This is a genomic window from Flavivirga jejuensis (assembly GCF_030540765.1).
GTDB classification, from domain to species: Bacteria; Bacteroidota; Bacteroidia; order Flavobacteriales; family Flavobacteriaceae; genus Flavivirga; species Flavivirga jejuensis.
Genome location: NZ_JAUOEL010000008.1, coordinates 166,787 through 181,515, shown reverse-complemented (window position 1 = coordinate 181,515; position 14,729 = coordinate 166,787). Strand labels below are relative to the sequence as shown.

At 35.5% G+C, this 14,729-nt stretch carries 3 protein-coding genes; 2 read left to right on the top strand and 1 reads right to left on the bottom strand.

The window, feature by feature from the left end; all coding sequences use genetic code 11:
- Positions 1–48: 48 nt before the first annotated feature.
- Positions 49–5,238, bottom strand: a complete 5,190-nt coding sequence (locus tag Q4Q40_RS20075; protein WP_303303803.1) for a DUF8202 domain-containing protein — start codon at positions 5,236–5,238, stop codon at positions 49–51.
- A gap of 717 nt (positions 5,239–5,955) precedes the next feature.
- On the opposite strand from Q4Q40_RS20075, the gene Q4Q40_RS20070 reads away from it, so the two are divergent.
- Positions 5,956–10,143 (top strand): LamG-like jellyroll fold domain-containing protein, encoded by a 4,188-nt coding sequence (locus Q4Q40_RS20070; protein WP_303303802.1) that lies wholly within the window; start codon positions 5,956–5,958, stop codon positions 10,141–10,143.
- Positions 10,144–10,321: 178 nt separating this feature from the next.
- Complete coding sequence (locus Q4Q40_RS20065; RefSeq protein WP_303303801.1) at positions 10,322–14,344, top strand: LamG-like jellyroll fold domain-containing protein; 4,023 nt, start codon at positions 10,322–10,324, stop codon at positions 14,342–14,344.
- Positions 14,345–14,729: the final 385 nt, after the last annotated feature.

Sequence of the window (14,729 nt, the reverse complement as noted above, 5' to 3'; positions counted from 1 at the left end):
ATAGAGTCATTTGATATTCAGTATCTTATGTAATACACAAAAAAATAACTATTTTTTGATTAATACTTTTTTAGAAACTGTTCCTTCTTCTGTACCTATTTTCAATATATAACTGCCTGTTTTAATTTGGGCGATGGTGTATTGTATATAATTATTATTTGTTTTAGGTTCAAATTGTAATAAGGATTGTCCTAGTATGTTAAACATTTCAATAGATTGTATGTTTTTTAATGTTGGGTTATGAATAATAATACTTTGTTTTTTATTTGAAAAGTATGTTTCTATGTTATCATTTTCAATAGCATCCTTACTTAATATTTGATGCGCGTTATTAGAAAAAGTAATTTCAAAACGATCTTGATATTCACCAGGAAATAAGAAAATTTCATAATCACTTTGCCTTAAATTGTGATAAACATTTAGTTCCTTATCAAATAAAAAGATATCTTGATCATTAGTCATGTTTTCTAATTCATCAATTCTTATCGTTGCTAATCCTTCTTTATTAATTTTTAAATCAAACGGTAAAACTTGTTCTTGGTTAAAGTTGTTTACTGCCTGAATTGTTAATTTTGATGCTCCTACCTTCCAATACATATCTTCTTTATTAGATTCTATTAGGATCGCATCATAACCTAAATCAAAATCATTTGAGGCTTTTTGATCTACTCCAACTAATAATTGACGATGATATCCTTCGGAAGAATCAAACATTAGTCTGATTTTTTGTCTTGGATCTGCTGTTTTTGAATTGACAGCAGATTTTTCTTTTGTATTTGATTTAAAGAATAAGGATCCTGTATTTGATCCAGAAACGATCTCTTTTTGGAAAACTCGTTGACTGTTTCTAAATGTAATGGTTCCGCCGTTAACTGGCAATGTTATTGCAGGATCGTTTGGCTCTCCAACTAAATTAGTATCTAATTTTGCGGATACAAAAAATCCCTGACCAACTGGAATGTACCTTTCTGGCAGTTTTGTGCCTACGGTTCCTGTAGCATTAATTCTTACATCATTTGAAATAGCAAGGGCACCTCCGATTAATGTATAAGTCGCATAGCCTCCTTGATATGCTCCCAATGTATGCGTGTTATTAGCAAAATGATCCCAAAAATAAAGCGCACCATTAATAATATTTTCTGTTAGATCTGAATAATTACCGCCATCTGTAATACTAATATGATCTAAAATAAAGGCATTGGCATCAATAGCAGATGAGTAAGGGTTTCCAACTAAATAGTCATTATCATCACTTAATGTTAGGGTAATATCTCCATTATTAGGTTGTCCAGATAGTATATAGTTTTGATCGCCACTAGTACCTGGTCCTTTCATTGTAAAACCTTGACCTGGTGAAATACTCCCAGTACTTCTAACATGCTCCCATTGCGAGTAATCATTAGCAGGATTGTTAGCATATTTCCAGATCCAATAATCGGCATTTGCAATACTAGGGGTTGCCGTACCATTATATCCTGACGTTAAAAAACTAACATTAGATATTATATTAGGTACTGTGTAATTCGAATTACTAGTTGGAGCTACAGGAGACGACCAATAATTATAAAGATATGTATTGGAAGTTCCTTGTTGATCTCTTTCTAAAGTACCAGTACTTGTTACGTCAAAATCACTATCTGTCGTTTGAATTAATTGAGATTCGCCTTCCAGATCTATAGTTCCGTCTAGTTTAAGATAATGAGAAACAGTTAACCCAAAACCAGTATTAGAAGCAGTACTGCCATTGATTTGCAGATCACCGCCACTATTAACAATTAAGCCTAAAATAGTTCTGTTACCATTTCTTGAAGCAGGAATAAGTGTTGTATTTGAATTGTCCATAGTGATGTTATGGTCTATTTGGACAATATTATAATCAATAGTCTCCAATGCAGCTAAATATGAATCAACTCCTGGTAAATATTGTACATCGCCATTTTCCCAAGTAGCTGAAGTATCCCAATCACCATCTCCTGCTGTTTTGTATGGTAAAGGAGCAGTTTGATTATCTAAATCACTGTAATTTATCATAGTAGCATCATTACCACTATCAGATTCATCTTTAATGCTACCAAAAACTAAAGTACTCATTGGGTAATAGGCAATTAAGTTAGCCCACGGAATTGGTATGACTTCATTTTTGGTAGTAGAAGTTGGTAAAACTACACCATCAGCAAAATTAGAATTATTCTCTATTTCTTGGTTCATGATATATCGTATCTGGTCTCCCGAAAGTGTTACATTCCAAACACGTACTTCATCAACACTACCTCTCATTCTTTGTTGCCTTTTAATATGATGTGCTGCTCCAATCAAGAAATGAGAATCTGATGGTGTTTCTATTGGATCTAATGCGTCATCACTATCTTCCAGGTAACCATCAATATATAAACTCACCATGTTAGTGCCAGAGTCATAAGTTGCTGCTATATGGTGCCATTCATTTTCTGGAATGGTGGCAGAGGTTTCCATGATATTGTTAGAGCTATCGTCAGGATCTCTCCAAACCATTCTAAATTGGCTGGTTGAATTTATTCTAAACGCATAGCCATGCGTATACGTTTCAGCAGGAGGACCAGGAGCTTCGTGGAAGTAATTTCTTTTAGAAACGATGTCGAATTTATTTTCTCCTACATCACGTTTCACCCAGGCGCTAATAGTAAAATCTGTATTATCTAAATCATTTACATCGCCAGCATCTAAATAGGTATCGTTTGTTAGATAATTATCAAAATGTGCAGAACGAGACCCTATGGCGATTTCTGGTGTAGAACCAAATGTAATGTATTTAGTCCCTTCAAAGTAGAAATCAACTTCTAATTCTGTACCGACATCTTCCATGGTTGCTGATGTTACATTAGTTGTGAACGAAGCATCGTCTGCAACGATCATAACATATTCTTCACCTCCTGCATTGGTAGCAGATACCATAGATTCTGGTATTGAAAGTTTTATAGTGGGAACAGAATCTGTAACTACCATTTTCCATTTTCTGATGATTGGAGTTACACTTACACTACTTGTTACACCTGTTCCAGCTCCAAAATCTTTAGTGATATCAGTCGTTGCTGTTGTGGCGCCATCATCATGCCCCCACATTAAGAAGGTTTTATCGGCTAAAAAGGAATTTGTATTTGTACTGTTGTTAGTAGCGATATCTTTGATGCCAATAGTTATATCATCTGTTGTATTAATGGATTTTGATTGTTTTTGATTTAATTCTGCAACATCGTCTTGTCCAATACCTGTAACGTTATAATTGAAACCTACATTATCAAGTTGATCCCAAATAACCCTGCCATCTGAGTCCACATAATCTTGAGATGTGCCATTTGTACCCAATGTAACTCCATATTTAATAGCTAGGTAAGATTCTATCTTGTCTCTTTCGGTATTTGTTATAGACCCATTATATACAATAACTTCAGCGATACCACCATCCCATCTTTTTGCTGTATTTGAAGGATGTCCACCTATGTTGGCAATTGGACTTGTTGGGGCATATGCATTTGTAGCATCTTTTCCAACTGAAGAACCATTAATAAAGAGTTCAGAATCAGTATTTGAATATACATCATAATTTGCAATATAGGTTGTTCCATCTGCTACATCGGTTGACGTTGATATTTCTCCAGTATTCACTCCATCATACATTCTTGCTCTAAAAGTGGGGGTGGCATCTAGATATTCTATAATAATATTATCACCACCGTTTAAATTTAATATTTGTTTTTGAACACCACTTTGTCCTTCTGCAACGGTAAATACGGTCATGTCAGAATTAGTAGTTATTGCAGGAGTTTGTAAAAGGTCATCTCCATCAAAATCAATTACAGGATTAAAATTTAAAACGCCATCTGTATAGGTCGGCTTATTGGTTCCTGTAATTTGTGTCGCATCGTTGTTGCTTATGGTATTGTCCAACCAATTTAAAACAGGATCAGTATTCTCAGCAGCATCACTAGTAGCTTCTTCCACACCAGAATCTGCTTTAAGCCATAATTCTAAGTTTGTTGTAATACCTCCTGGACCTTCGGTTTGGGTTGGGGTATAAATAAAATTTACAATTTGCATACTGGTGCCTACAGTAGATGTCCCTCCTCCAGCACGATGTGTCCAGTGTTCGGCTTGTGTTAATGAATTTAATTTATAATTTCTCCATCCTCTACCATAACCAATACCAGAACCACTATGATACGTTGAACCAACTACCATAGCTTGACTTAAATCTGTTAGTCCTGCTGAGGTTATATCTATAGTTATAGAAGTTCCTACAGAAGCATCACTAAATCTGGTTACGGTTACTTCAGAATTATTTAATACATGTACAAAATTACGATTGGTACCATCTGAAAGGTGAGAACTATGGGAAGTCCAATTTACAGTTTGGTCATTACTTCCTGGTGTTGTCATGGGCCAGTTAGCAGAATTTCCGTCATTAGTACCAGCAATGGCTGTATCTCCTCTGTGATGGCTAAATATGATAGCATTGGACCAGTCACTTACATCTGTTATTGTTCCTGTGCCGTCTGAACTGTCGTATAAAGTTATCGTACCTGTATTTCCTCCTGTATCTCCAGAATCTCCATGTAAAACGGTCCAGTTGGATCCTGTAAATTCTACTAGAGTTATATAAACACGAACATTAGGAGTGTTAGTTCCTCCTTTTTCTACTCTTAAGTTAGTATCGCTTGTTAAATAGGCTATGGCTGTTCCAGAATCGGCATTACCAGCAACAGAATTATTCATTATCCCAGTAATAAAAGGGATACACTTATCTTTATTAGAGATTCCTGAAATAGCTTCATCGACGGTATAAGTTCCGCCGTTAAGGTCTATAACATATCGTCCTCTAACAATCATTTCATTAGGGCCACCTCCAGAACCTATATATTCCCAAATAGACGTGTTAAATCTTGTGTTTTCATTTTCTGAACCAGATTCTCGATAGTATGATAATGTTCCAGTGCCAGTTAAAGTACGAGCTCCAGCCATATCGTCTCCTTGCCTTCCAGCAGTAACGCCATTAGAGCCTCCATGGGTTTTTCTGTTATTATTTGCCAAAGCAACTGCATTATTTAAAGAAGAAACTGCTGTAAAACTAGTATTAGTGCCACCAGTTTCATCAATATCGTCTTGAATATGTTGTACATTAAAATCTTGTGAAATAGCTGTAAAACTATAACATAAAAATACTCCAAAAAGGAGGTGTCTGTAGAATGAAGGAAAGTTTCCCATAAAGCGGTTAGAATTTTTAGTTTGGGACTAAATATTTGAAGCTAATATATTACAATATTCTATGAAATGCAAATAAAATCGACAAAATGCATGTGGGTTGGAGATTACTTTTGTTTTTATATCTTTGTAACTTATTGATTTTTAGATAATTAAATTTAACTTGTTTAAATGTAATACTTAGATGTCATGATGTAGTATTTGCTTGATATTTTGAGGTGATTTTAAAAAAATGACAACTAAATTTGAAAAGAATAATGGCTTTATAGGATGGTTTTTTTTATAAAATTTTCGCTTATTTTTAAGCGTTAAATATTACGATTCCAATAGGTAGATTTGGCACTTATTTAACAGGCTTTATTTTTTGATAAAAATTCGTCAATTCGATTGAATTTTACAGATAAAAATCTGCAATGCAGGTATTGAAAATAAAATTTTGTGACTTAGAAGTAGTTTTTGATATTATTTTATGTCTGTAAATCAGTCTTATGCATGTTCTAAATGCAAAAATTTCATTTTAGTTAATAATTAAGTTAAGATACAACATCGTATCGTTTTTTTGTAATACATGATTTAATGTATTGATAATCTATTACTTACGATTTTTTAGACGTTTTTACTGTTGTTCTTCGAAGGAAAATATTTATAAACAAGTTTAAACATTCGTTTTTTATTGAAAAAAAACACTAACTTGTTGATTACTAACCAATTTTTTTAAATATGAAAACTACCAAGTATTTATGTTTATTGCTATTTATTTTATTTTTTAATCATCTCTCTTCTCAATCCCCTAATGTAATTGTTATCATTGCCGACGATATGGGCTGGTCACAAGTCAGTACGGGATTAACAAATTTGAACAACCCAAGTGATTTTTACGAAACCCCAACCTTGGAAACATTAGCATCGCAAGGCATTGCATTTCCATATGCCTATGTGAATGGCGCCAATTGTGCACCTACGCGAGCAGCGTTGTTAAGTGGTCAGTATGCGTCAAGACCAACTAACAACATATTTAATGTCTATGACTTAAATAGAGGTAATACGAGTTCTAACTCTACTTTGATTGGTCCAGATATGGGTTTAGCGTCTAATAATAACATAGATGAAATACCCTCAAGTGCTATAACCATTGCAGAAACAATGAAAACAGCAGGATACACTACCTCGCATTTAGGTAAGTATCATGTAGGGGAAAATGAAGCTTCCAGTACTTCTAATAATGCGCCAACCGATCAAGGTTTCGATTATAATTATGGAGGAGGTACTTCTGGGGCACCAGGAAGTTATTTTGCATCGAGTAGTGCGCCTTATACTTTTAGTAGTAATATTGGACCAGAACTTGATGTATACGCAGCCCCATATACAGCAGCAGAGTCGTTAGCACTTGCTGGAGACAATTCATTAGAAGGCACTCCAAAACATGTTACAGATGCCATGGCAGATGCGGCGATTGATTTTATGGAAGCAGAAAAGAGCAATCCCTTTTTTATGCATTTTAGTAATTATGCTATTCACGGACCATTTAATCAGGCGAATGCCAGACCAGATTTGTATGCCAAATATGATGCGAAAACTCCTAGTCAAATGGGGCATAACAATAAAGGACAAGCTGCGATTGCAGAAGGTATGGATCAAACTATTGGAAGACTAATAGATTATTTAAAAACAACTGCCGATCCAAGAAATCCAGGTAAGATGCTATCTGAGAATACATTGGTGTATTTTATTTCGGATAACGGGGGAGCTATAAGTAGTGATGATGCTGGACCACTACGTGGCATGAAAGGTGAATATTATGAAGGCGGGATTAGATCGGTAACGCTAGCATGGTCTGAAGCCCCGTGGTTAGCTAATAAAGGAACTGTTAATACCACGCCAGTAATAGCTTTCGATTTATATCCTACTTTAGTAGAAGCAGCTGGGGGAACGTTGCCTACAGGATATGATATTGATGGTGCCAGCCAATGGCAAATGCTAACAAATGGTACTAGTATGACTAGAGAATCTATTTATTGGCACTTTCCTGGATACCTTATTGACTCCAACCGAGATCAAAGACCTGTATCAATAATAAGGACAGGAGATTATAAATTAATTTACAATTATGAAACAGTATCGTATGAGTTGTATGATCTTATAAACGATATTAGCGAAACAACTAACTTGTTGTCGGGGAGTCCAGACCAAGCCACTTTGATGCTTGGTAATGAAATGAGTACCGATTTACAAAATCATTTAATTGCTGTTTCAGCTCCGTTGCCTACATATAGGAGTGATGGCACTACAGTTGCTTTACCATATATTATAAGCACTAGTGGAGGTGTTCCAAATTCAACAGATGGTTGTCAAGCTGTAAGTGGTTATGAGGCTTATTGGGATTTTGATATTGCCAGTGATGCTAATGATGCTTCTGGAAATGGAAATGATCCTAACCCAGTTAATGGTACACTTACTTATGATGCTGTAGACTTTAAAGAAGGCGACCAATCGGCTGTTTTTGACGGTACAGTAGATATTAATTATAGCAGTGCGACATTTATATCTCCTGCAACTTCAGCAAGAACAGTATCTGCTTGGATTAAACCAACTAATTTGGTCGGAATTCAGGAAATTTTTGATGAAGGTGGTAATACGGTAGGTATAGCGATGCGTCTTAATGGTACAAATTTAGAGTCTGTTGTTAGAAGTTCCTTATCTATTGCAGATAATGTATCGACGCCATTCCCGAATGATGGTGATTGGCATCATGTGGCACTTGTGTATGATGGAGCAACTACGAGTCATAAATTATATATAGATGGTGTTGAGGTGGCTTCCAGTAGTGCTGCGCCAAGTTCTATTGCTTCCCATAATACTACTGGTGGTGGAATTGGCGGCGTTATTGGTAATTATGATAGTTTTGCAAATGCTGCCGATAGTTATTTTACTGGGAAAATGGATGCGTTTTCTGTGTATGGCACCGTTTTATCAAATACTCAAATAGAAGAAGCTTTTTGCTTAGTAGTCGGAAATTCTACAGCAGGTTGTCAACCTACTAGTGGTTATGAATCTTATTGGGATTTTGATTCGGCAAATTCAAGCATAGGCGAAGATGCCTCTGGCAATTTACATAACCCAATTGCGACCGTTGGTTCTATTACAGCAGATACGTCAGATTTTAAAGAAGGAGATCAGTCTGCTGTATTTAATGGCAGTTCAAGTATTCAATACTCACCAGGATCGCCAGGAGATTTTATGGTTAGTGGCCATAGTGCCAGAACTATGATGGCATGGATTAAACCGACAAACTTAGTAGGTCTTCAAAATGTATATGATGAAGGTGGCGGATCTATTGGGATAGCCATGCGATTAAATGGGAGTAATTTAGAAGGGGTTGTTAGAGAAAGTGCTTCTTCGTTTATCCAAATAAGTGCTGCATTTCCAAACGATGGTGCTTGGCATCATGTCGCTTTGGTTTATGATGGGGCAAATACAAGTCAAAAACTATATATAGATGGATTAGAAGTAGCATCTGGTACGGCGGCGGCATCTATTAATACGCATACTGGTAAAGGAGGTATTGGTGGAAAAATTAGTGGCAATGATAGTTTTGCTAATTCCTCGGATGCTTTTTTTACAGGAAAAATGGATGCATTTACTGTTTATGATGAGGTATTAAATGCCACCGAAATAAACGATTCTGCTTGTACAGTAGCAGCTGTTGTTGCCAATGCAGGGGCAGATGTAACCATATGTGAAGGCGATAGTACGATTTTAACAGCTTCAGGTGGCACGACTTATTTATGGAATACAGGAGCTACCACAGCAAGTATAACAGTAAGTCCTGTAAGTACAACAACATATTCGGTAACGGTTTCAGATGGTGTGACATCAGATAATGATGATGTTATAGTAACCGTCAATACATTACCAACTGCCGATGCTGGATCTGATGTTACTATTAATAATGGAGATAGTACCACTTTAACGGCTACAGGCGGCGGAACTTATTTATGGAGTACAGGCGCTACCACAGCAAGTATAGCAGTAAGTCCAATAGCTACAACAACCTACACCGTAACTGTTACACAAAATGGATGTAGTTCTGATGATGATGTTATTGTAACTGTAAATTCTGTAGGCTGTACATATTCGGTGTTAAATTCTGAAGGATTTGAGTCTGGTTGGGGGATATGGAATGACGGAGGTTCAGATTCCTATAGAAATCCAAATGCTACGTACGCAACAACTGGAACTTATAGTATGCGATTACGAGATAATACCTCGACTTCAGTTGGAACCACAGATAATTTAGATTTAACAGCTTATGAAGAAATAACTGTTGATTTTGGTTATTACTGTAGAAGTATGGATAATAGTAATGAAGACTTTTGGTTGCAAATATCTACAAATGGTGGAGGAAGTTTTACAACAGTAGAAGAATGGAATAGAGATGATGAATTTGTAAACAATCAATTTTATACAGATCAAGTCCTAATTTCTGGTCCGTTTACTGCTACCACACAGCTAAGATTTCGAGCTGATGCCTCAGGAAATTCAGATTGGGTTTATATTGATGATGTTATTATAAGTGGTTGCAGTACTTCTGGAGGAACTTCAAAAATAGCTTCAAGTAAGACGAAACCCGAAAATGAAACGATAGCAGAGGAGGCGTTTAATTTAACCGAAATTGAAGCTATACTTTATCCTAACCCGTTTAAGGAGCAGTTGATTATTAAAATCCAAGCTGAGTATATTCGATCTAATGTAAGAATATTCAATATGCTTGGTCAATTGATTGTCGAAAAGAATTATTCAAAAGAAACATTAATTAAAATCCCTACTTCAAATTTAGAAAGTGGTCAATATTTAATTAATATAAATATTGATGGAAAAACCGTTCACAAGCGGGTTATAAAAGATTAGAATAAAGTAAAATTTAGTGTACTTTTATTTAAAGAGAAGAACTATGTTCTTCTCTTTTTTGTGCGTTAAATCTTTATATAAATGTACTATTTATATCAATAAATCGCTAAAATGATTGTTTTATTCGGTGAAATGCAATAACTTCGTTGAGACTTAAAAATAACTAACCTCAAGATTTATGAAGACAATAACTATCTACTTATTGCTATTATTTTCTATTGTAGTTAATAAAATTTACTCTCAATCTCCAAATGTCATTGTTATTATTGCTGACGATATGGGCTGGTCTCAAGTTAGTACAGGATTAACAAATTTAGGCAATTCGAGTGATTTTTTTGAAACCCCCAGACTAGCAACATTAGCTAGTGAAGGTATCGCTTTTCCGTATGGCTACGTTAATGGTTCAAATTGTGCACCAACTAGAGCTGCCCTTTTAAGCGGGCAATATGCCTCACGACCAACAAATAATATATTTGCTGTTGATAATTTAAATAGAGGCGGGAATTCTACTTTGCTTATAGGTCCAGATAATGGATTGCCAAGTGGTGTAGATGAACTTCCAGTTGCGGCGATAACTCTTGCAGAAACCATGCGGGAAACAGGTTATAAAACGGTGCATTTAGGAAAATATCATGTTGGAGAAAATGAGGCAACAGATGTTACAGATAATGCAGCAACAGACCAAGGGTTTGATGTTAATTATGGAGGAGGAACTAAAGGGAATCCAGGAAATTACTTTGCTTCTAACAGTGGTGCTCCATATACTTTTGGTAGTAGTATTGGACCCGAATTAGATCCTTATGCAGATCCTTATACTGAAGCAGAATCTTTAATGTTGGCAGGAGATAATTCTTTAGAGGGAACAGCAAAACATGTTACTGATGCTATGGCTGATGCAGCTATGGATTTTATTGATGCAAATATTAACAGTCCTTTTTTTATGCATTTTAGCAACTTTGCAATACATGGTCCTTTTAATCCAAGTGATGCACGGCCAGATTTAAGGGCGAAATATAATGCTAAAGCTATTAGTAATCCAAGTTCCATGGGACATGATAGAAAACCAGGGCAAGCTGCTTTAGCAGAAGGTATGGATCAAACTATCGGGAGATTAATAGATTATTTAAAAACGACGGCTGATCCCAGAAATCCTGGCAACATGTTATCTGCTAATACTTTGGTCTATTTTATTTCGGATAACGGAGGGGCAGTTCATAGTGATGATGCTGGTCCTTTACGAGGTATGAAAGGCGAGTGGTACGAAGGCGGAATTAGATCTGTTAGTATTGTATGGTCTGAGGCTCCTTGGCTATTAAATAAGGGTACAATTAATACAACTCCTATTGTTGGATTCGATATATACCCAACATTTGTAGAGGCTGCTGGTGGTACTTTACCAAGTGGTTATGATATAGATGGATTGAGTCATTGGCAACTATTAACTAACGGAACAGCTTTAGGCAGAGACGCCTTATATTGGCATTATCCAGGGTATCTTATAGATTCAAACCGAGATGCAAGACCTGTTTCTGTTATTAGAAAAGGAGATTATAAACTCATACATAATTATGAAACAGCGTCTTATGAATTATATGATTTAATAAATGATATTAGTGAAACTACTAATTTATTAACGGGAAGTCCAGATTTAGCAACATTGACTATTGGTAATGATATGAGTACCGATTTACAGAATCATTTAATCAATATATCGGCTCCTTTGCCAACTTACAGAAGTAATGGAGAAACGGTTCCTTTGCCCTATATAATTAGTACTTCTGGAGGTGGTTCAAATTCAACCGATGGTTGTCAGGCAGCAGCAGGATATGAAGCTTATTGGGATTTTGATTCTGTTAGTGATGCCAATGATGCTTCTGGAAATGGGAATGATCCCAACCCAATAAATGGTACGTTAACTTATGATGCAGTAGATTTTAAAGAAGGAGATCAATCGGTCATATTTGATGGCACGGTCGATATAAACTATAGCAGTGCTACATTTTTATCTGAAATAACAACTGCCAGAACAGTTTCAGTATGGATTAAACCTACTAATTTGTCAGGAATTCAAGAAATTTTTGATGAAGGCGGTAATACGGTAGGTATAGCCATGCGTCTTAATGGCTCCAATTTAGAGTCTATTGTAAGAACGTCTTCAACAATTTCAAATAGTTTGAGTGTTGCTTTTCCATCGGATGGCGATTGGCATCATGTTGCTTTAGTATATGATGGGTCGATTACGAGTCAGAAACTATATATTGATGGTGTAGAAGCAGCTACAAGCAGTTCGGCACCTAGTTCTATTGGTACTCATAATACTACAGGAGGTGGTATTGCTGGCGTGATTGGTAGTTGGGATAGTTTTGGTGTTGCCGCAGATAGCTATTTTACAGGTAAAATGGATGCCTTTTCTGTGTATAACACGGCCTTATCGGTGTCACTAATTCAGAACGCTTCATGTTTCGTTATTGCCAATTCAACAGCTGGTTGTCAGCCAACAAGTGGATATGAAGCTTATTGGGATTTTGATATAGCAAGTAATACAGATGATGCTTCTGGAAATGCACATAATCCAACAGCTTTAACATCCACAGGGATTTCATACGATATTTTAGATTTTAAAGAAGGTGACCGATCTGTCGTTTTTAATGGAACCGAAGCTATTCAATATGCCACTAATGGTGTTTCTCCAGATAATTTTTTAAATGCATCAACAAGTTCAAGAAGTATTGCTGCTTGGATTAAACCAACTAATTTAACAGGAATTCAAGATATATTTGATGAAGGAGGTCAGAACATTGGTATTGCTATAAGACTGAATGGTTCAAATTTAGAATCAATAGTTAGAGAGTCTTCTTCTATTGAAACGACATTAAGCGCACCTTTTCCAAATGATGGTGATTGGCATCATATCGCTTTAGTTTATGATGGTGCGACGACAAGTCATAAATTGTATATAGATGGTGTACAAGTAGCCATTAATACAGGAGCACCTTCATCTATATCCAGTCATTTTAGTTATGGTGGCATTGGAGGAAAATTAAGTGGAAATGATAGTTTTCAAAATTCTTCAGATGCTTATTTTACTGGTAAAATGGATGCCTTTGCAGTTTATGATATTGTTTTAACACTTGTTCAAATTCAAGATCTTAGTACTACATGGTATTTAGATTCCGATGGAGATAATTATGCGGTATCAACAACGCAAAGTTGTACGAGTCCAGGATTAGGTTATACGACAAGTATATTACCAGTAACGGATTGTAATGATTCTGATGTGGGTATTAACCCCGATATAGTATGGTATTTAGATTCTGATGGAGATAATTATGCGGTATCAACAACACAAAGTTGTACGAGTCCTGGGGTAGGTTATACGACAAGCATACTGCCAGTAACGGATTGTAATGATTCCGATGTAGGCATTAATCCCGATACGGTATGGTATTTAGATTCGGATGGAGATAATTATGCAGTATCAACAACACAAAGTTGTACGAGTCCAGGATTAGGTTATACAACAAGTATATTACCAGTAACGGATTGTAATGATTCTGATGTGGGTATTAATCCCGATACAGTATGGTATTTAGATTCGGATGGAGATAATTATGCGGTATCAACAACACAAAGTTGTACGAGTCCAGGATTAGGTTATACAACAAGTATATTGCCAGTAACGGATTGTAATGATTCCGATGTGGGTATTAATCCCGATACAGTATGGTATTTAGATTCTGATGGAGATAATTATGCGGTATCAACAACACAAAGTTGTACGAGTCCTGGATTAGGTTATACAACAAGTATATTACCAGTAACGGATTGTAATGATTCTGATGTGGGTATTAATCCCGATGCAACCGAAATTCCTGATAATGCTATTGATGAAGATTGTGACGGAACAGCTCAAACAACTTTAGGTGCTGATAGTTTTAATCTTGAAAATGTATCTATAATACCCAATCCATTTAATGAAACTATTAACGTAAAAGTGCCATTAAATTATAATAATGACACATTTGAGATTGTACTATTCGATTTAAAAGGAAGAATTATTTACAATAAAAATGTGCTAAGTAAAAATGGCAAAGTTGAAATAGCAATTGGTTTAAATCAATTAAGTAAAGGTGCTTACTTTATTAAAATTATGAGTAAAAGCTCTGGAACTACTATAACAAAGAAGTTAATTAAAGACTAAATCTATGGAGTAGTAAACTCTTTGCTTTAAAACAAAGAAAGTGGTTGCTTAAAAGAGTCATTCTGTATGCAATGAAGTATCTTTAAAGGATCTCATTAAGAAATACCTGCTCAGGATTGAAATCCGAAACCCTTTATTTTTATTTAATGTAAAGATAGTGAGATTCTTCGCTTCGCTATCATTGATATTTTTTTGTAAATACTTTATTTTCAATTATTTGTCATTCAGAGCGCAGCGAAGAATCTTTATCATTAATCTTTAAAGATTCTTCAGTCGTACCTCCTGAATGACACCTCAATTACGTCATTTCATCCGCTAGTTAAAATTTTTAACACAGATCTACCATTGACGTTTTTTTTTATTATATATAAATGATTAATTTTTC

Bases quoted from the DNA above. Each gene is read 5' to 3' on its own strand.
- Q4Q40_RS20065 (WP_303303801.1), top strand. From the start codon at position 10,322: ATGAAGACAATAACTATCTACTTATTGCTATTATTTTCTATTGTAGTT.
- Q4Q40_RS20075 (WP_303303803.1), bottom strand. From the start codon at position 5,238: ATGGGAAACTTTCCTTCATTCTACAGACACCTCCTTTTTGGAGTATTT.
- Q4Q40_RS20070 (WP_303303802.1), top strand. From the start codon at position 5,956: ATGAAAACTACCAAGTATTTATGTTTATTGCTATTTATTTTATTTTTT.